At 54.6% G+C, this 18,142-nt stretch carries 17 protein-coding genes and 4 tRNA genes; 3 read left to right on the top strand and 18 right to left on the bottom strand.

The genetic code is table 11. From position 1 onward, the window contains the following. Positions 1 to 266: 266 nt before the first annotated feature. The 13 genes from rpoB to ABD833_RS15210 form a co-directional block, all read right to left on the bottom strand. The gene (rpoB, locus tag ABD833_RS15270; protein WP_345074137.1) at positions 267 to 4,133 is read right to left on the bottom strand and encodes a DNA-directed RNA polymerase subunit beta; all 3,867 of its coding nucleotides are present in this window, start codon (positions 4,131 to 4,133) and stop codon (positions 267 to 269) included. 230 nt (positions 4,134 to 4,363) lie between these two features. Then, positions 4,364 to 4,741, bottom strand: coding sequence for a 50S ribosomal protein L7/L12 (gene rplL, locus ABD833_RS15265; protein WP_345074136.1), 378 nt, complete (start codon positions 4,739 to 4,741; stop codon positions 4,364 to 4,366). A gap of 66 nt (positions 4,742 to 4,807) precedes the next feature. Next, a complete protein-coding gene (gene rplJ / locus ABD833_RS15260) occupies positions 4,808 to 5,362 on the bottom strand; it encodes a 50S ribosomal protein L10 (protein ID WP_345074134.1) in 555 nt (184 codons plus the stop codon). A gap of 17 nt (positions 5,363 to 5,379) precedes the next feature. Continuing rightward, positions 5,380 to 6,075, bottom strand: coding sequence for a 50S ribosomal protein L1 (rplA, locus tag ABD833_RS15255; RefSeq protein WP_345074133.1), 696 nt, complete (start codon positions 6,073 to 6,075; stop codon positions 5,380 to 5,382). Between the two features lie 18 nt (positions 6,076 to 6,093). After that, positions 6,094 to 6,537: a 50S ribosomal protein L11 gene (gene rplK / locus ABD833_RS15250; protein ID WP_345074131.1), complete on the bottom strand. Its 444-nt coding sequence runs from the start codon at positions 6,535 to 6,537 to the stop codon at positions 6,094 to 6,096. A gap of 125 nt (positions 6,538 to 6,662) precedes the next feature. Beyond that, positions 6,663 to 7,223 carry a transcription termination/antitermination protein NusG gene (gene nusG / locus ABD833_RS15245; protein WP_345074129.1) on the bottom strand — a complete coding sequence of 187 codons (561 nt, stop codon included), beginning with the start codon at positions 7,221 to 7,223 and terminating at the stop codon, positions 6,663 to 6,665. 12 nt (positions 7,224 to 7,235) lie between these two features. Then, complete coding sequence (gene secE / locus ABD833_RS15240; protein WP_345074127.1) at positions 7,236 to 7,430, bottom strand: preprotein translocase subunit SecE; 195 nt, start codon at positions 7,428 to 7,430, stop codon at positions 7,236 to 7,238. 50 nt (positions 7,431 to 7,480) lie between these two features. Continuing rightward, positions 7,481 to 7,551, bottom strand: a tRNA-Trp gene (locus tag ABD833_RS15235). A 127-nt stretch (positions 7,552 to 7,678) separates the two neighbouring features. Further along, positions 7,679 to 8,869 (bottom strand): elongation factor Tu, encoded by a 1,191-nt coding sequence (gene tuf / locus ABD833_RS15230; protein ID WP_345074126.1) that lies wholly within the window; start codon positions 8,867 to 8,869, stop codon positions 7,679 to 7,681. A 170-nt stretch (positions 8,870 to 9,039) separates the two neighbouring features. After that, a tRNA-Thr gene (locus ABD833_RS15225) sits at positions 9,040 to 9,111 on the bottom strand. 102 nt (positions 9,112 to 9,213) lie between these two features. Next, positions 9,214 to 9,286 (bottom strand) — tRNA-Gly (locus ABD833_RS15220). Between the two features lie 77 nt (positions 9,287 to 9,363). Continuing rightward, positions 9,364 to 9,446, bottom strand: a tRNA-Tyr gene (locus tag ABD833_RS15215). A gap of 254 nt (positions 9,447 to 9,700) precedes the next feature. Further along, the gene (locus ABD833_RS15210) at positions 9,701 to 12,301 is read right to left on the bottom strand and encodes a M1 family aminopeptidase (protein WP_345074125.1); all 2,601 of its coding nucleotides are present in this window, start codon (positions 12,299 to 12,301) and stop codon (positions 9,701 to 9,703) included. Between the two features lie 98 nt (positions 12,302 to 12,399). On the opposite strand from ABD833_RS15210, the gene ABD833_RS15205 reads away from it, so the two are divergent. The 3 genes from ABD833_RS15205 (at position 12,400) to frr (ending at position 14,457) form a co-directional block, all read left to right on the top strand. After that, positions 12,400 to 12,903 carry an acyl-CoA carboxylase biotin carboxyl carrier protein subunit gene (locus ABD833_RS15205; protein WP_345074124.1) on the top strand — a complete coding sequence of 168 codons (504 nt, stop codon included), beginning with the start codon at positions 12,400 to 12,402 and terminating at the stop codon, positions 12,901 to 12,903. Between the two features lie 104 nt (positions 12,904 to 13,007). After that, positions 13,008 to 13,811: a UMP kinase gene (pyrH, locus tag ABD833_RS15200; RefSeq protein ID WP_345074123.1), complete on the top strand. Its 804-nt coding sequence runs from the start codon at positions 13,008 to 13,010 to the stop codon at positions 13,809 to 13,811. Positions 13,812 to 13,893: 82 nt separating this feature from the next. Further along, positions 13,894 to 14,457 carry a ribosome recycling factor gene (gene frr / locus ABD833_RS15195; RefSeq protein WP_345074122.1) on the top strand — a complete coding sequence of 188 codons (564 nt, stop codon included), beginning with the start codon at positions 13,894 to 13,896 and terminating at the stop codon, positions 14,455 to 14,457. Between the two features lie 160 nt (positions 14,458 to 14,617). Here the strand turns inward: frr and nadD are convergent, their stop codons facing one another. The 5 genes from nadD to ABD833_RS15170 all read right to left on the bottom strand — a co-directional run bounded on the left by nadD (position 14,618) and on the right by ABD833_RS15170 (position 18,113). Continuing rightward, on the bottom strand, positions 14,618 to 15,214 hold the full coding sequence (nadD, locus tag ABD833_RS15190) for a nicotinate (nicotinamide) nucleotide adenylyltransferase (protein ID WP_345074121.1): 597 nt from the start codon (positions 15,212 to 15,214) through the stop codon (positions 14,618 to 14,620). Beyond that, complete coding sequence (gene gmk, locus ABD833_RS15185) at positions 15,211 to 15,795, bottom strand: guanylate kinase (protein ID WP_345074120.1); 585 nt, start codon at positions 15,793 to 15,795, stop codon at positions 15,211 to 15,213. Before gmk ends, nadD begins: the two co-directional genes overlap by 4 nt. Positions 15,796 to 15,804: 9 nt before the next feature. After that, on the bottom strand, positions 15,805 to 16,092 hold the full coding sequence (locus ABD833_RS15180) for a hypothetical protein (RefSeq protein ID WP_345074118.1): 288 nt from the start codon (positions 16,090 to 16,092) through the stop codon (positions 15,805 to 15,807). A gap of 19 nt (positions 16,093 to 16,111) precedes the next feature. After that, the gene (locus tag ABD833_RS15175; protein ID WP_345074117.1) at positions 16,112 to 16,750 is read right to left on the bottom strand and encodes a sigma-70 family RNA polymerase sigma factor; all 639 of its coding nucleotides are present in this window, start codon (positions 16,748 to 16,750) and stop codon (positions 16,112 to 16,114) included. 76 nt (positions 16,751 to 16,826) lie between these two features. Continuing rightward, positions 16,827 to 18,113, bottom strand: a complete 1,287-nt coding sequence (locus tag ABD833_RS15170; protein ID WP_345074114.1) for an O-antigen ligase family protein — start codon at positions 18,111 to 18,113, stop codon at positions 16,827 to 16,829. Between the last annotated feature and the right edge of the window lie 29 nt (positions 18,114 to 18,142).

The following is an 18,142-nucleotide window of genomic DNA, read 5'->3' as shown; positions in this document are numbered from 1 at the left end:
CAACAGTTCGACTCTGACAAAAGTGCTCTGCCGATCGGATAGGTACGTCAGGCAGTAGATTCGGCCAAGTCTGGATGAATAGTGCTCGAGCTTGGGCAAGTCCGGGCGGGTGCGGTCAACTTAAGCCGGTAAAGAATTGTCGTTCTGACCTCATCTCGGAGCGACGCCGGCGGCAGTAAGTATCGGTTGCCCGATCCGCGTATTATCAAAAGGCACTGAAACGGGAGCTGCCGATGCATCGGCACCGGCAACTCCTTTTTCAGACCTTAGTCAAGCGTGATTTCCAGGGCCAGACCGCGCAGCTCATGAATGAGTACGTTGAATGACTCGGGGATATTCGGCTTGGGCAGCACGTCGCCTTTGACAATGGCTTCGTACGCTTTGGCACGACCTACCACGTCATCCGACTTCACCGTCAGGATTTCCTGCAGCACGTTCGACGCACCGAAGGCTTCCAGAGCCCACACTTCCATTTCCCCGAAGCGCTGACCACCGAACTGCGCCTTACCACCCAGCGGCTGCTGCGTGATGAGCGAGTACGGCCCGATCGAACGAGCGTGCATCTTGTCGTCGACAAGGTGACCCAGCTTCAGCATGTAGATAACCCCGACCGTAATCGGCTGGTCAAACTGCTGACCCGTCAGGCCATCATGCAGGTACGAACGACCGAACACGGGCAGCCCGGCTTCCGCCAGCTCTTTGGATACTTCCTCTTCGGTAGCCCCATCAAAAATTGGCGTAGCGTAGGTGCGGCCCAGCTTGAGGCCGGCCCAGCCCAGTACGGTTTCGTAGATCTGCCCGATGTTCATCCGGCTTGGTACCCCCAGCGGGTTCAGCACGATGTCCATTGGCGTGCCATCGGCCAGGAACGGCATATCCTCATCGCGCACGATGCGGGCTACCACCCCTTTGTTACCGTGACGACCAGCCATCTTGTCTCCCACCTTCAGCTTACGCTTCTTGGCGATGTACACTTTGGCCAGCTGCACGATGCCGGCTGGCAACTCATCCCCTACTTCCAGGGTGAACCGTTCGCGCTTGAAGCGGGCGGTAATGGTGTTGCGGCGCTTGGCGTAGTTTTTCACCAATTGCAGCACCATCCCGTTGATCCGCTCGTCGGCCGTCCAGTTGTCCAGGATCAGATCCTTGAAGATGTTGACTTCTTCCGGTACGGCGTAGTTGCTCTCGTCCTTGTAGAGGTTCTTCTCGGGGAAGAGGCCTTCGGAGACGTTCTTCTTACCGAATTTCACGCCCTTGCTGATGACCTCGTCGCCAAACTTGTGCTTCACGCCCTGCGACGTTTTGCCTTCCAGCAACTGCACCAGTTTCTCGACCATAATCACCCGCACGGCGCGCAGATCCTTGGAATAGGCTTCCTTGAGCTCTTCCACTTCCTTCTTCGACTTGGCCCGCAGGTTTTTGTCTTTCTTCGGACGCGAGAACAGCTTGGTACCGATAACCACCCCTTGCAGGGACGGTGGCGCCTTAAGGGAAGCATCTTTCACATCGCCGGCCTTATCGCCGAAGATGGCGCGGAGCAGCTTCTCTTCCGGAGTCGGGTCGGTTTCGCCCTTCGGCGTAATCTTACCGATCAGAATGTCGCCTTCCTTAACCTCCGCGCCCAGACGGATGATACCGTTGTCGTCGAGGTTGCGGACGGCTTCCTCGCTCACGTTCGGGATTTCCGACGTCAGCTCTTCCTCGCCGCGCTTGGTTTCCCGCACTTCGAGCTCAAACTCCTCAATGTGAATTGAGGTAAAGATGTCGTCACGGACTACGCGCTCCGAGATGACGATGGCATCCTCGAAGTTGTAGCCCTGCCATGGCATAAAGGCCACCTGCATGTTGCGGCCCAGGGCCAGCTCACCTTTGTTGGTGCCGTAGCCTTCGCAAAGCGGCTCGCCCTTCGTCACGCGCTGGCCTTTCTTCACCAGCGGCGTCAGGTTGATGCAGGTATCCTGGTTGGTCCGGCGGAACTTGATCAGGTCGTACGAAATCTTCTCGGCATCGAAGCTGATCATGATATCGTCGGCCGTCAGGTCGTATTTCACGACGATGCGGTTGGCGTCCACGTAATCGATTACCCCGTTGCCTTCGGCTACCACCAGTGAGCGGGAGTCGATAGCCGTGCGGCGCTCCAGACCCGTGCCCACGATAGGAGCTTCCGGACGGAGCAGCGGTACTGCCTGACGCTGCATGTTCGAACCCATCAGGGCCCGGTTAGCATCATCGTGCTCCAGGAACGGAATCAGCGAAGCTGCTACCGATACAATCTGGTTCGGGGCCACGTCCATGTAGGTGTACTCCTGGGGAGCCACTACGGGGAAGTCACCTTCGAAACGGCCTTTTACGAGGTCGTTGATGAAGTTACCTTTATCATCGATCCGGGCGTTGGCCTGGGCAATGTGGTGGGTATCTTCTTCCTCGGCCGTCAGGTATTTCACGGTGTGGCTCACGTCGACCTTACCTTCTTTTACAGCGCGGTAAGGCGTTTCGATGAAGCCCATGCCGTTGACCCGGGCATGTACGCACAGCGACGAAATCAGACCAATGTTGGGTCCTTCCGGCGTTTCGATGGTGCACAGGCGGCCGTAGTGGGTGTAGTGAACGTCCCGTACTTCGAAGCCAGCCCGCTCGCGGCTCAAACCTCCCGGCCCCAGGGCCGACACGCGACGCTTGTGCGTCACCTCGGCCAGCGGGTTGGTCTGGTCCATGAACTGCGACAGCTGGTTGGTGCCGAAGAAGGAGTTGATTACCGACGACAGCGTCCGGGCGTTGATCAGATCAACAGGCTTGAAGTCCTCGTTGTCGCGCACGTTCATGCGCTCCTTGATGGTCCGCGCCATGCGGGCCAGGCCCACGCCAAACTGGGCGTAGAGCTGCTCGCCCACGGTGCGCACCCGCCGGTTGCTCAAGTGGTCAATATCATCGACTACGGCTTTCGAGTTGATCAGGCCGATCAGGTACTTCACGATGAGCACGATGTCCTCATTGGTCAGTACGCGGGCTTCCCAGTTCTTATCGAGGCCGAGTTTCTTGTTGATCCGGTAGCGGCCTACGTCGCCGAGGTCGTAACGCTTGTCTGAGAAGAACAGCTTCTGGATGATGTCACGAGCGGTTTCTTCGTCGGGAGCTTCCGTATTCCGGAGCTGACGGTAGATTTGCTCGACAGCTTCCTTCTCCGAGTTGGAGTTGTCCTTCTGCAGCGTATTATAGATGATAGCGAAGTCCGCGATGTTCACATTCTCCTTGTGCAGGATAATGGACTTGGGCGCAGCTTCGAGGATGGTGTCGATGTCCTCTTCCTGAATGGTCGAGTCCCGCTCCAGCAGCACTTCGTTGCGGTCGATGGAAACTACCTCCCCGGTGTCCTCGTCCACGAAGTCCTCCGTCCAGGTGCGCAGCACCCGGGCAGCCAGCTTGCGGCCGACAGCTTTTTTCAAGGCCTTCTTATCGGCCTTCACTTCCTCCGACAAACCGAACAGGTCGAGAATGTCTTTGTCGGTGCCGTAGCCGATGGCGCGCAGCAGGGTGGTAACCGGGAATTTCTTCTTCCGGTCGATGTAGGCGTACATCACGTTGTTCACGTCCGTGGCAAATTCAATCCACGAGCCTTTGAACGGAATGATCCGGGCCGAATATAGCTTAGTGCCGTTGGTATGCTTGCTCTGGGCAAAGAACACGCCCGGCGAGCGGTGCAGCTGCGATACAATAACCCGCTCGGCGCCGTTGATAACGAACGAGCCTTTTTCGGTCATGTAGGGGATGTTACCCAGGAACACTTCCTGCTCAATCGTCTCGAAGTCCTCGTTGTCCTTGTCGTTGCAGACGAGGCGCAGCTTGGCTTTCAGGGGCACTGAATACGTCAGGCCGCGGTCGATGCACTCGTCGACCGAGTACTTGGGCGGATCGACGTGGTAGTCCAGGAAGGTCAGTACAAAGTTTTCGCGTGAGTCCGAAATTGGGAAGTTCTCGGCGAATACCTTGAAGAGCCCCTCGTCGGTGCGGCTTTCGGCGGCCGTCTCCAACTGGAAGAAGTCCTGGAACGACTGCAGCTGCACGTCCAGAAAATCCGGGTACTCAATAACTTTCTTAATCTTGGCGAAATTAATTCGCTCGATGGCTTTCTGCATCAAAGCCTTTGCTTTCGGTGTAGCCAATGCGTTTGGGTGTTAAGAAATGGACACTGAAGCGTACTGTAATCAATAAACCTGATTGGGGCACCCTGCGTACCCGTAGGCACAAAAAGCCGCAAGGCGGCGCGGAAAGGCAATCCAGGAAGGTTTGTGGTCTACAAACAGGAAAAGACCTGGCTTAGTTGCCAGGCCTATCCATGTTCGTAAGAGAAAAAGCGCGGGGCAGCTTACTTAACCTCTACTTCAGCGCCGGCTTCTTCCAGTTGCTTCTTCAGAGCTTCGGCTTCGTCCTTGGTTACACCTTCTTTCAAAGGCTTAGGAGCGCCGTCTACCAGCTCTTTAGCTTCTTTCAGGCCCAGACCGGTCAGGTCTTTCACCATCTTAACTACGGCCAGCTTGCTAGGACCGGCAGCCTTCAGGATTACGTCGAATGCCGTCTTCTCTTCTGGAGCCTCAGCAGCGGCAGCGCCACCACCAGCCATCATTACTGGAGCAGCAGCAGCTGGCTCGATGCCGTACTCATCCTTCAGGATAGTAGCCAACTCGTTTACTTCTTTAACCGTCAGGTTAACGAGCTGCTCAGCGAATGCTTTCAAATCTGCCATTTCTGTAGATTGTTAAAAAAAAAGGGGTTGTTGAATTTAATTGAGGGGGAAAAAGACGGGCGGCAATTAAGCAGCAACCTCTTCTCTTTCGGAAAGCGTCTTGAGGATCCCGGCCAGCTTGTTGCCACCGCTCGACAGAGCGCTGATAACGTTCTTGGCAGGCGACTGGAGCAGACCGATAACTTCACCGATAAGCTCGTTTTTGCCTTTCAGCGTGCTCAGCATATCCAGCTGCTCAGCACCCAGATAGATGCCGGCATCGATGTAAGCACCTTTGAAAGCCGGCTTGGGCACGACATTTTTGCCGTAGGCCTGCGACTTATAGAAGTCCTTCAGCAGCTTGCCGGGGGCATTACCGGACTCTTTCGAGAACAGCACACCCGACTGGCCTTTCAGCGCCGCATCCATCTCGGCCGTGTCACCGTCCAGGGTGTCGAGGGCTTTGCGGATCAGCGTGTTCTTGTAGACTTTAAATTCCAGGCCGCGCGTAAAGCACAGACGACGGAATTCGTTGATTTTCGCCACCGACATTCCCGAAGCATCGGCAATGTAGAACGCGTTGTGCGATTGAAACTTTTCGCTCAACTCGTCGACGAGGACTTGTTTTTCTTCCCTTGTCATATCTCGTTGATTGTGAATTAAGCGGAAGTAACCGTGGTGTCAACCGGAACGGCCGGGCTCATCGTGCTCGAAAGCGTGATGCTCTTGATGTAGGTACCCTTGGCGGACGAAGGCTTCAGACGCAACAGCGTCTGGATTACTTCGATGGCGTTTTCGGCCAGCTTCTGGTCATCAAAAGACACTTTGCCTACGCTGCAGTGAATGATACCGGTCTTGTCAACTTTGAAGTCGATTTTACCAGCCTTCACTTCCTGCACCGCCTTGGCCACGTCGGTCGTTACCGTACCCGACTTCGGGTTAGGCATCAGACCACGGGGACCGAGCACACGGCCCAGGCGACCTACTTTAGCCATTACCGACGGCATCGTGATAATCACGTCGATGTCGGTCCAGCCTTTTTCGATCTTGGCGATGTAGTCGTCCAGACCAACGAAATCGGCGCCGGCGGCCAGCGCTTCGGCTTCCTTATCGGGAGTCACGAGAGCCAGTACCCGAACGGTTTTGCCGGTGCCGTGGGGCAGCGTGGCGACGCCACGTACCATCTGGTCAGCTTTGCGGGGGTCAACGCCCAGACGTACATCGATGTCGACAGAAGCGTCAAATTTGGTATAGGTGATATCCTTTACCACTTTGGCAGCTTCTACCAAGTTGCGAACCGTCGTCAGGTCGTGCTTGGCAAGGGCGTCCTTGCGTTTTTTGCTAATCTTGGTCATGAGTTCTTCTCCGTTTGATTATGCAGCGAAAGGAGAAGCTCCCGAGACGGTGATACCCATGCTGCGGGCCGTGCCGGCAACGAGTTTCATGGCCGACTCAATCTTGAACGAGTTCAAGTCGGGCATCTTCGTTTCGGCAATGGTGCGAACCTGGTCCCACGACACCGAGCCAACCTTGTTCCGGTTAGGCTCTTTCGAACCACTCTGGATTTTGGCTGCTTCCAGGAGAAGAACCGGCACCGGAGGGGTTTTCACGACGAAGTCGAACGACTTGTCGGTGTACATGGTAATCAGTACGGGACATACTTGGCCGGCCTTATCCTGGGTGCGAGCGTTGAACTGCTTGCAGAATTCCATGATGTTAAGGCCTTTGCTACCAAGTGCAGGTCCAACCGGCGGCGAAGGATTCGCAGCGCCTCCCTTTATCTGAAGCTTCAGATAACCTCTAATTTCTTTGGCCATTGGGCTTGAAAGGCTTCGGGCAGGCAGGTCGTAACACCTGTTACCCTCAGTTTACTAATTGCTCCTACAAGTGGAAGCACCGCTGGCCGGAGCACACGAGCCAGCGACGATACTATCTATATGCATTAAGATTCTTTCTCGACCTGGGTGTAGCTAAGCTCCATGGGAGTGCTACGGCCGAAAATCTTCACAATCACGTTGAGTTTCTTCCGCTCTTCGAATATCTCGGACACGTTGCCGGAGAATCCGCTGAAAGCGCCATCGACTACCTTCACCAGTTCACCCACTACGAAGGGCGTATCGAGGCTGGCGGTTTCTTCCTCGGCCTCATCGACGATTCCCAGGATGCGATTCACTTCGGCCATGCGCAGCGGCACGGGCTTAGTGTTGGCGGTTTTGCCTTCTTTGTCGCTCAGGAAACCAATTACCCCCGGAGTGCTGGTAATAATGTGGTCTACTTCGCCGTGCGACAGGTCGGCGTGAATGAGAATGTAGCCGGGGAAGAAGTTACGCTCGCGCACCCGCTTCTTACCATTCCGCATCTCATACACCTTCTCGGCCGGAATCAATACCTGGGGTACCAACTCCGAAAGGCCATGCCGGCCAATCTCGGTTTCCAAGTACTGCTTGGCTTTCTTTTCCTGTCCGCTCACCGAGCGAACCACGTACCACTTCAACTCGCCCATTAGATCAGCCGATTAACGGAATGAATTGTAGAACGCCTCCAGGCCGGTTTTGAACACGATGTCCATAATGCCGACCACAACGGCAAAAATCAGCGAGCCAATCAGTACCAAGCCGGCACTCTTCTGCAGTTCATCGAAAGAAGGCCACGTTACTTTGTAGCGCATCTCCTCGGTGGTGTCGCGGAAATAATTTGTCAGCTTGCTCATGTTCGCGCCTGGTTTGGCTGTACTTACTGCGGCCGGAACGGCCATTACTGCACGGGCGGAGAGATTCGAACTCCCATCAAAGGTTTTGGAGACCTCTATTCTACCCTTGAACTACGCCCGTGGATGCGTTGCAAACGGCTACAAAGCCGGATTGGGACTGCAAATGTACTGAAGTCTTTAAACAAAACAAATCCGCCCCTGAAAATATCAGAGGCGGATTGTCTTGATTTACCAGTTTCTAGGCGAAACTAGTCGAGAATTTCGGTCACCTGACCGGCACCTACCGTACGGCCACCTTCGCGGATAGCGAAGCGCAGGCCTTTCTCCATGGCTACCTTGCTGATCAGCTCCACCTGGATGGTGATGTTGTCGCCTGGCATTACCATTTCAACACCTTCTGGGAGGGTGATGATACCGGTAACGTCGGTGGTACGCAGGTAGAACTGCGGACGGTAGTTGTTGAAGAACGGCGTGTGACGGCCACCTTCTTCTTTCGAGAGAACGTAGACTTCAGCCTTGAACTTCTGGTGAGGAGTTACCGAGCCGGGCTTACAAATAACCATACCACGACGGATGGCTTCTTTTTCAATACCACGGAGCAACAGACCTACGTTGTCGCCGGCTTCGCCACGGTCAAGAATCTTGCGGAACATCTCAACACCAGTTACGGTCGACTTCAGGCCGGGGGCAGCGCCCATGCCCAGGATGTCAACCTGCTCACCCGAGTTGATGATACCACGCTCGATACGGCCGGTAGCAACCGTTCCACGACCCGTGATAGAGAACACGTCCTCTACTGGCATCAGGAAGGGCAGGTCGGTCAGACGAGCCGGGATTGGAATGAAGCTGTCAACAGCGTCCATCAGCTCCTCGATTTTCGGAACCCAGTTGGCATCGCCGTTCAGGCCGCCCAGAGCCGAGCCCTGGATAACCGGAATGTTGTCGCCGTCGAAGTCGTAGAACGAGAGCAGTTCGCGGATTTCCATTTCCACGAGCTCAAGCAGCTCGGGGTCATCCACCATGTCCACTTTGTTCATGAATACCACGAGCTGAGGAACACCTACCTGGCGAGCCAGCAGGATGTGCTCACGCGTCTGGGGCATTGGGCCGTCGGTAGCAGCTACCACGAGGATAGCGCCGTCCATCTGGGCAGCACCCGTTACCATGTTCTTCACATAGTCAGCGTGACCGGGGCAGTCGACGTGAGCATAGTGCCGCAGGACGGTCGAGTATTCTACGTGCGACGTGTTGATGGTGATACCGCGCTCTTTTTCTTCGGGAGCGTTGTCAATCGACGAGAAGTCACGCTTGGTGGCCAAACCTTTGTTCGCCAGTACCATCGTGATAGCAGCGGTCAGGGTGGTTTTGCCGTGGTCGACGTGCCCGATCGTACCGATGTTCACGTGCGGCTTGGAACGATCAAAATTTTCTTTGGCCATTGTAAAGAGATTAAGAGGAATTTTAAAGGAAGAAGGAGAAAACGCGACTTATCTATACCGCAAGAAAGCGAAACGCAGCGCCGCTTAGTGGGAACAACTGCACGTCGCTTTGCTTGCCTGACAGATCCAAACTAGGCAGTCGCGCTGCTCGGCTGGCACTGGTACTAATGAGCCATTTATGGGATTTGAACCCATGACCTCTTCCTTACCAAGGAAGTGCTCTACCACTGAGCTAAAACGGCTGGTTTTAAATACGCCCCTTATCAGCCGAAAGCTACTAAGGCTTGCAAAGGTACTTGTTAATTCTAACAGCGGGAAGTCAAGGACTAAAAGCTGATGAAAAGAGCGGGAGACGAGGCTCGAACCCGCGACCTGCAGCTTGGAAGGCTGCCGCTCTACCAACTGAGCTACTCCCGCGTAAGAAGTCCGAAGGAAGAGGTATTGAAAAGTCTTCTGAAGAACACCTTTTCAATACCTCAACACTCAAACTTAGCTGGTGGGGGTAACAGGACTCGAACCTATGAACCCGAAGGAGGTGAGTTACAGTCACCCGCAATTGCCACTATGCGATACCCCCAGCTTGGTTTTCTTCACCTTTTGCGAAGAACATTTCCCTTTTCGCTAGCCTTTCCAAAGTGGGTGGGTTGCTAAAGGAGTTGCAAAATTAGAGGGTTTCCGGTGCAAGTCAAGCCCGCGGCTAAAAAGGTTGTGATTATTTTTCCGGACTCCTTCACCAAAGCAGGCCTTCCCAGCAGCTAACCCCCTGATTTTGCAGGAACAAGGAGTTCATTTTACCTTTACACAAAATGTGCCCGCTGGGCAAAATAATTTCTATTGCACCAAGCTGTAGGCGGCTTTCAGCTGGTCATTCTTCTCTTTGTAGCGAATATCCTGCAAAGTCGCCTTCATGGCCGGCATGCTGGGCACCAAAGAATAGAGCCCCCGGTACGCCCCTAAGCGGACCGATATATTAGGATGGGTGCGAGCGTATGATTCGAGCCGCTGAATGCCTTTATCCCGCTCAATAGGCGGCAGGCGTTGCATCAACAGCCCAAAGTTCTGCAGGTAAGCGTATAGCTCATCGTCTGCTATATCGTTCATGCGACGTAAAAACCACTGGTACTGGTCTGCTGTGCCATTGAGCGAGTAATACCTAGCCAAAGAGCGCAACAAGGCCGGACTAGTCGTTTCTTGCAAGGCATTAATCGTTTCCCGCGTACTTGCCGTAGGGTTTTTGGTCAGCGCGTCAATAGCCGCTCCCACGACCAGATATGAGCTGTCGTTGAGGGCCGTGCCATAGATATCCCCAAAATCTTCGTTGGGGAAGCTTGCCAGAGTAGTTACCGCCATGGCACGAACCTGGCTTTTCTTATCGGTGGCAGCCACGCGTTTAAGCTCTTTTCGGACCGCATTGCCCTCCGCTCCTTTGTAGCGCCGGAAGCCTTCGACGGCGGCCAGGCGAACAGCCCAGAAGTTGTCGTTCATAGCGTTACGCAACATACCGCTTACGGCTAAGTCCCCCAGTTTGGGGCGAAGCTGATCAATGGCCTCGTATTTCTGCAGGTAGCTCCGGGCGTGATAATATTGGAACACCAGCTCGTCCTGGGTGAGCTCCTCTTCTATCTTAGCCAACAGCTGGCTTTCTGAATCGAATTTAACGAGGCTGGGACGTTGCGAAATCGGCAACGTAAACATTTGGTTGGCCTTGGTGACTACTATTTTGTAGTCGGTAGGCTGGCTTTGGCTACCTGACCACACGGAAACGGTGACGGGCAGGCGGTAAATCGGCGTGAAGGTGGAGTCCTGCAACTGCTCCACGCGCAAATTCACCTGACCGTTGGCGTAGGTATGGGAAATATGCAGCTCAGGATGGCCCCGCCGCAGGAACCATTGGTCGAAAAACCACATCAGGTCCTCTCCGGTAGTTTCCTCAAAAGCCAACCGCAGCTTCGCTATTTCGGAAGCCGAGAATTTATTCTGGGTCAGGTACCGGTTCAGCGACGCGAAGAAGGCGTCGTCGCCGACATATTTGCGCAGCATGTGCAGCACTCGGCCGCCTTTGTCATAGGAATGCCGGTCAAACATATCCTCCCGGGCCGCATAGTTGTAGCGGATCAGTGGTTCCCGCTTGCTTTCCGCCTCGGTCAGGTATTGGGTCAGCTTCTGTTGCTGCACTAAAGCAGCGGCATCAGCCCCATATTTATGCTCTGCCCACAACAGCTCTGAGTAATCGGCAAAAGATTCGTTTAACGGCAGGTTAGACCACGACTCGCTCGTGACGTAGTTACCAAACCACTGGTGAAACAGCTCGTGGGCAATAGTGCCTTCCGCTACGTAGCTCTGGTCAATCAAGTCCCGCTTGGTCAGCTGCACCCATTCCTGGCGGATGGTAGTGGCCGTGGTGTTTTCCATGGCCCCTGATACAAAGTCCCGAATAGCTATCTGCGCGTACTTCTCCCACGGGAAATCTACTCCGAGCTTGCGGGAGAAGAAATCGAGCATAGCCGGCGTGTTGCCGAACACTGTCTTAGCCGTACCCTGAAACCTGGGTTCCACATAATAGTCGACGGCCTTGCCGCGCCAGGTATCGTTGATAACGGCAAACTCGCCGACGGCCATCATAGTCAGGTAGGGCGCGGCGGGCAGGGTTTGCTTCCAGATGTCGGTACGGGTGCCATCCGGGTTCTTTCGGGAGGAAATCAGCAGACCATTAGACAGGGTTTTATACTGCCCATCAACGGTCATAGCTATTTCCTGGGTCATGCGCTGGTTGGGCTTATCAATAGTCGGAAACCAGCAGGAATTAGACTCTGTCTCGCCTTGCGTCCAGATTTGTTTGGGCTTGGTCTTATCGGTACCCAGCGGATTGATAAAATACAGCCCCTTATTGTTGGTGATGGCCGCACTGCCGCCGGCTTCCAGCTCATTGGGTTTGGCTACGTAGGCGATGCGGATCTGATACGACTCATTACGAGCATAGGACCGATCGAGATTGATGGTAATCTTGCGCTTGTCGTAGTTGTAGTTCAGATTCTTCTCCTTGCCGCCAATCACGGCCCGCACACTCTTCAGGTCGAAGCCTTTGGCATCGAGCACCAGTTGGGTTTGCGGATAGAAATGCGGCCGCAAAGTCAGCAACGCATTACCCACCAGCCATTGCCGGGACCAATCGAATTTTACGTCGAGCCTGGTATCGAGCAGCTCAGTGACCATGGTGGCCGTGGGCTGAACCGGGTTGGTTGGGGGCAGCCAGGACGGAACGATAATAGTAGCAGGCGCCGCTGAGGTGGTAACAGGGGCCGGAACGGGCGGGCTTTTTTTATGGGTAGCCGCTTTCGGCGACGTGGGCTTGGTAGATTTAGCTACCTGAGCGGACGTCGTTAAGTGGCACGTGAGGACCAGGCTGATAATGCCGAGGACCGAATATTTCATGCAGGGAAGCAATAGGGAATTGATGCCTCAAGTTCCGAAAATATTTCAGATTTGGCCTATCTTTAAGCCCTTTTCCCCCTACCCTGCCCCTATTCAGCATGCTACAGGTACGTACTACCCCCACCCAGACCTGGGATATCGAGTATCCGCCTAAGGGGCGCATCGAAGTCAATGGTGCCCCATTCGTCTGGGACCTAGTGGCGCTGGGCCAGGGACGCTACCACATCCTGCTGGAAGGTCGTTCCTATTCTGCCGAAGTCGTCAGCGCCGATTACCCTACGAAGACGTTCCAGCTGAAAGTCAATGGCCAGTTGCTGGAGCTACAGGCTAAAGACCGGTTCGATCTGCTCCTCGATAAGCTCGGCATGAGCAACGTCGCAGCCAGCAAGGTGAACGAGTTAAAAGCCCCCATGCCAGGGCTTATTGTCGACATCCGGGTAGCCCTGGGCCAGACCGTCCAAAAAGGCGACCCGTTGTTGGTACTGGAAGCCATGAAGATGGAAAACATCCTAAAAGCTCCTACCGACGGGGTGGTGGGGGCCATCAAAGTTGTCCTGCGCGACAACGTCACCAAAGGGCAGGTTCTCGTACAGTTCAGTTGATGCTTAGGCAAGCCTACATGGCCACGACTCAGGGGTTCTGCTGAACCCTTTTTCGTGCGCAACCAGACTGGCTTGCTCTTTTCTTCACATTTAATCCCTTTCCCTTGAAATACACCCGAATCCTGCTAAAGTTGAGCGGCGAAGCCCTGATGGGTCAGCAACAATACGGCATCGATGCCGAGCGGCTGATGCAATATGCCTCCGAAATTAAGACGGCGGCGGCCACGGGGGTGCAGGTAGCCGTTGTAATCGGCGGCGGCAATATCTACCGTGGGGTTCAGGCGGAAGCCTTCGGCTTGGACCGCGTTCAGGGCGACTATATGGGAATGCTGGCTACGGTTATCAACTCCATGGCTCTGCAAAGCGCCCTGGAAAAGCTGGATGTCAGTACCCGCCTGCTTTCGGGCCTTACGATCCAACGCGTGTGCGAGCCCTACATCCGGCGGCGCGCGGTGCGGCACCTGGAAAAGGGCCGGGTGGTGATTTTTGGGGCCGGCATTGGCTCTCCTTACTTCACTACCGATTCAGCGGCATCGTTGCGGGCTATTGAAATAGAGGCTGACGTGGTGTTGAAAGGAACGCGCGTAGATGGTATTTACACGGCCGACCCGGAGAAAAACCCACTGGCAGAGAAATTTTCGGAAATTTCCTTTGACGAGGTAATCGAGAAAAATCTTAACGTCATGGATATGACGGCCTTCACTCTCTGCAAAGAAAACAACCTGCCCATTATCGTATTCGACATGAACACGCCGGGCAATCTGGAGCGGCTCCTGAATGGTGAGCCGCTTGGTACCCTGGTAAGTATGGGTGGCACGGGCCGCCGACCGCGTCAAATACAGCCTCTGTCGGACCCTAAGCATACCGCGTTGCAACCCTTGGTGGGCAATCAACCAGAGCAAGCCTAACAAATATGGAACCCTAAGCTGTATCTGTTGCACCTGACCCGCATAGATCAGCCTTCAACATTCACCCTTTAACCTTTCAAAAGTGGACGAGGAAATCCAGTTTTACCTGAGCGAAGCCGAGGAATCGATGAGCAAGTCGCTTCAACACACCGGTTCAGAGCTGAGCCGCATTCGGGCGGGTAAAGCATCGCCAGCCATGCTGGACAGCTTACGGATAGATTATTACGGCACCCCTACCCCCATTGCCCAGGTAGCCAACATTACCACTCCGGATGCCCGGACGTTGATGATTAAGCCCTGGGAGAAAAACATCATTGCCGAGGTAGTGAAGGCCATCAACAATAGTGACTTAGGCCTGAATCCGCAGTCCGATGCGGAAGGGGTCCGCCTGAATATTCCGCCCATGACGCAGGAGCGGCGGCGCGAGTTGGTGAAGCAGGTGAAAAATGAAACGGAGCTGGGCAAAGTGCGCATCCGCGGTATCCGCAAAGATGTAAACGACTCGCTGCGCAAATTGCTGAAAGATGGCGCGGCCGAAGATTCCATCAAGGACGCGGAGGCCAAAGTGCAGAAAACTACCGACAGCTATATCAGTAAAGTTGATGAGCTGATGAGTAAGAAGGAAACGGAAATCATGACCATCTGATTTCTCTCATCTCTGCGCAACAAACTGCTGGTTGCGCAGAGATGCGGTTTCCGGCAAACAGAAAAGCCCTGACGTAGCGCATACGTCAGGGCTTCTTCCGTTTATAACGCTTTCAGTGTTTTTCAGGACGGATTGCTTCGTCCGCTTCAATCACAGCTTTTTATTCCTGCCAGTACGCGTCGCGCAGAATCCGTTCTTCGACCAGTTCCGGCACCAGATAGCGGATCGACTTACCAGCGCGGACGCAGTCGCGAATGAAAGTGGCGGAGATATCGAGGAGTGGGGCATCTACGACGCGCACGCCGGGATGAGCATTGACATCGGTAGCATCTACACCGGGACGAGGATATACGTACACCTCATGTTCAGCTAAAATTCTGTCCGCCTGCTTCCAGCGGGGTAACCCAGGCAGGTTGTCTTCGCCCATGAGCAGTACGAAGCGATGCTCCGGATGGCGCTGGGCCAGCTCATCGAGGGTATCGATAGTATAGCTGGGCTTGGGCATATTGAACTCAATGTTCAAGGCCCGGAGGCGTTCGTTGTCAGCTATGGCCAATTGTACCAACTCGTAGCGTTTCTGCTCCGCCAGCATCTGCTGCCCTACCTTAAATGGACTCTGGGGCGACACAACCAGCCAGACGGCATCCAGATCGGTGTGGGTAGCCATGAAGTGCGCCAAAATAAGATGGCCGGTGTGAATAGGATTGAAGGACCCAAAAAGCAGCCCTACCTTCGTGGCGCGGGTATCGTAGCTCACAGAATAGCTGGCTCGGCAGTAATAAAGTCCCGCACCAGCTTCTCAGCCTGGGCCATTGCATGACTGAGGTCGTCGTTGATGACGGTCACATCAAACCGGTCTTCAAACGTCAGCTCAAAATTAGCTTTATAAAGCCGGGCCGAGATGCTCGCGGCCGAATCAGTAGCGCGGGTGCGCAACCTGTCCTCCAGAATTTCCAGGGACGGGGGCTTTACAAACACGGCCAGCGCCCGGTCTTTATAAAATTCCTTGATGCTAAGCCCGCCTTTTACGTCGACGTCCAGCACGGCATGCTTGCCGCTTTCCCAGATCCGTTCTATTTCCTCTTTCAACGTCCCGTAAAAGGCCCCTTCATAAACTTCCTCCCACTCTACGAAGGAATCATGGCGGATCTTTTCCTGAAATTCCTGAACTGAAATAAAGTAGTAATCCTTCCCATTCGCTTCAGTTCGGCCCCGCTTATCGCGCGTACACGCTGAAATAGAGAAACTTAATTCCGGAACACTTTCCAGCAGCCGATGAACGATAGTAGTCTTACCGGCCCCGGAAGGAGCTGAAAAAGCGATGATTTTACCCTGCATGGGGTAAAATTAGGCCATTTCTGCTTGAACACGCGCTAAAATTGTTTGTGGCAGCGCGGAAGGAACTCCCTTGCGGCCCACTTTCTGCACCAGAAAGTCAACAAAAATGCGCTGTTTGTCGATGCTGTCGAAGCACGGGGAGCAATCTTTGGCATGATCAATGAAATAGACTTCATCCTCCGCACTGGGCACCTGGCCCACGATGATCTGGTCGAGAATTGTATTCACGCGTTCACAGTCGGCGCCTTCGGGGGAAGAGACGTTCTGGTTGGTTGGTGTAGTAGCAGTGTTTTCCATAGCCGAGCCGGGGGAGATTTTAGTCGTTGTCGTCCTCAACATCAGAGCCATCGGTATCGTTACCGTAGCCCATTGATTTTGCGTATTTTTCTAATTTATCCTTCAGGAAGTTCCGCGCCCGGTGCAAGCGGGAACGGACGGTACCGATAGGAATATCCAGCACTTTGGCCATCTCCTCGTACGTGAACCCTTCCAGGTCGCAGAGAATAATGACGGTCCGAAAATCCACCGGCAGCGAATTCAGGGCACTGGCCACTTCATCGCCGATGAGGTCGCGCACGGACTGCTGCCGCATGTCAGACGACGTACTGCCCGCGTCGCCGTCGGCTTCTACATCTTCCGTATTGTAGTAGCCCTCAATTTCGCTGTAGTCGACTTTGGCGGGCTGCTTGCTTTTTTTCCGGAAGTCGTTGATGAACGAATTTTTCAGGATCCGGAACAGCCACGCTTTGGCGTTGGTTCCCTGTTCAAAATACTCAAAAAAGCGATAAGCCTTCAAATACGTCTCCTGGACGAGGTCGTTAGCGTCGTCTTCATCAAGGGTAAGGCGGAAGGCGAAGTTGTACAACGAATCAAGCACCGGCATCAGCTCAGCCTGAAAGCGGCGGTCTTTTTCTTCTTTGCTCAACTTGGAAACCCGTTCGGGAGAGTCGCTCATGGACGCTGGAAATTGCGGCTGCAGTGATAAGGATAAAGCAGTCGTGTAAACAAATGTACAGATTATACCAATCCGCTCAAGCAGGGTTTTGCGGTCGGGGAAACTGGCCACGCTCGGTAGCCACCACCAAGAATCCGTAAAGAAACACGAAGAGGTTGAATCCTATCTGTAATTCCAGGAGAGAATCAACCAGCATTGCCGTGCCCAGTATAAGCAGGAAATGCCATACGTACGGATTATGGCGCTGCCTGGGTTGCGCCAACGGTCCTAACAGGACCAGCAGCCACAGAAATAGTCCGACAATTCCGTCGCTAACCAAGTAGTGCAGATACTGATTATGAATCATTACCCGGTTCTCGGGCCGCACGCCAAAATCCTTGTAGGCGTACTGCTCCATCATGGCATTGTAGGTGTCGGCGGCTCCTACCCCGAGCCAGGGGTTATTGCTGGCAATGGTGCGAGCCGTCTGCCAGGCCGCCAGTCGTTTGGACCAGGAGAGGTTGTTGATATCGCGGCCATCACGGAGAGCGTATAGATCGAACAGAGTAGAGCTCACCCGCTGGCGTACTGATGGTAAGGCAGTGTAAGCGGCCAGGGGAACCCCAACCAGGAGTAAGACCAGCAGCAAGGCAAGGAAAATCTGCCGTTTCACGGTCAGCAAATAGATCGTATCGGCCAGCAACGTCGCATACAACACCAGCAGTCCCGTCCGATAGGCCAGCACATGCAGCACCACGGCCACTACGGCTACGGCGGCCAGCAACACCCACCGCAACGGAGTCGTCGTCCAGCGGCTACGGAGCAGGAGCAAGCCAAAATAGAAAGCCAGACTCAGCATAATGCTGAAGTGAATATGGAAGATCCGCGTCACGGAAGGCACATTCTGGCCAATTTCGATCAGCTTGTTTGCCGCGGCCGGATTCGCCAGATATCGTCCCAGCGTAGCTCCTCCAATCAGCGCCAGGCCCACTACAAACAGCACGCCTACTCCAAACCGCTGCCGGCTACTCAACGGAACAGCCAGGGAAAAAGCCAATGGCACCCCAATCAGGGGCAGCTGCCGGTAAAGCTCATGCCGCCACTCCTCCCCGGCCGACGTGTAGAACCCGCTCAGCAGCAACAGCAGGTAGAGTACTGCCAGCCGCCCGGCCGCCCCGTTGCGAAGCCAGGATGGCAGCTCCTGCCGGAGCCGCGGGTTGGCGGCGGCGGCCAGCACGCCCACCACCGGACTGAGCGCTACCAGCGCCCGGGACGCCTGCAGCCCAACCACCCCCGCCAGACAGGCCAGCAGCAACAGATACTGGGAAAGACGCCCGTCGGCATAAGCTTGCCGGAACGTACCAGCCGGCAGAGTTGACTTCATATAAGCAGATAGAGCAGTCTTCGAAACGA

The sequence above is a fragment of the Hymenobacter fastidiosus genome (assembly GCF_039539565.1).
Classification (GTDB): Bacteria; Bacteroidota; Bacteroidia; order Cytophagales; family Hymenobacteraceae; genus Hymenobacter; species Hymenobacter fastidiosus.
Note: the sequence above shows the minus strand (reverse complement) of the source record. Positions and strands in the feature narration are given on the sequence as shown.

Excerpts from the sequence above, each read along its gene's own strand:
- rpoB (WP_345074137.1), bottom strand. The coding sequence starts at position 4,133 with ATGCAGAAAGCCATCGAGCGAATTAATTTCGCCAAGATTAAGAAAGTT.
- rplL (WP_345074136.1), bottom strand. The coding sequence starts at position 4,741 with ATGGCAGATTTGAAAGCATTCGCTGAGCAGCTCGTTAACCTGACGGTT.
- rplJ (WP_345074134.1), bottom strand. The coding sequence starts at position 5,362 with ATGACAAGGGAAGAAAAACAAGTCCTCGTCGACGAGTTGAGCGAAAAG.
- rplA (WP_345074133.1), bottom strand. The coding sequence starts at position 6,075 with ATGACCAAGATTAGCAAAAAACGCAAGGACGCCCTTGCCAAGCACGAC.
- rplK (WP_345074131.1), bottom strand. The coding sequence starts at position 6,537 with ATGGCCAAAGAAATTAGAGGTTATCTGAAGCTTCAGATAAAGGGAGGC.
- nusG (WP_345074129.1), bottom strand. The coding sequence starts at position 7,223 with ATGGGCGAGTTGAAGTGGTACGTGGTTCGCTCGGTGAGCGGACAGGAA.
- secE (WP_345074127.1), bottom strand. The coding sequence starts at position 7,430 with ATGAGCAAGCTGACAAATTATTTCCGCGACACCACCGAGGAGATGCGC.
- tuf (WP_345074126.1), bottom strand. The coding sequence starts at position 8,869 with ATGGCCAAAGAAAATTTTGATCGTTCCAAGCCGCACGTGAACATCGGT.
- ABD833_RS15210 (WP_345074125.1), bottom strand. The coding sequence starts at position 12,301 with ATGAAATATTCGGTCCTCGGCATTATCAGCCTGGTCCTCACGTGCCAC.
- ABD833_RS15205 (WP_345074124.1), top strand. The coding sequence starts at position 12,400 with ATGCTACAGGTACGTACTACCCCCACCCAGACCTGGGATATCGAGTAT.
- gmk (WP_345074120.1), bottom strand. The coding sequence starts at position 15,795 with ATGCAGGGTAAAATCATCGCTTTTTCAGCTCCTTCCGGGGCCGGTAAG.
- ABD833_RS15180 (WP_345074118.1), bottom strand. The coding sequence starts at position 16,092 with ATGGAAAACACTGCTACTACACCAACCAACCAGAACGTCTCTTCCCCC.
- ABD833_RS15175 (WP_345074117.1), bottom strand. The coding sequence starts at position 16,750 with ATGAGCGACTCTCCCGAACGGGTTTCCAAGTTGAGCAAAGAAGAAAAA.
- ABD833_RS15170 (WP_345074114.1), bottom strand. The coding sequence starts at position 18,113 with ATGAAGTCAACTCTGCCGGCTGGTACGTTCCGGCAAGCTTATGCCGAC.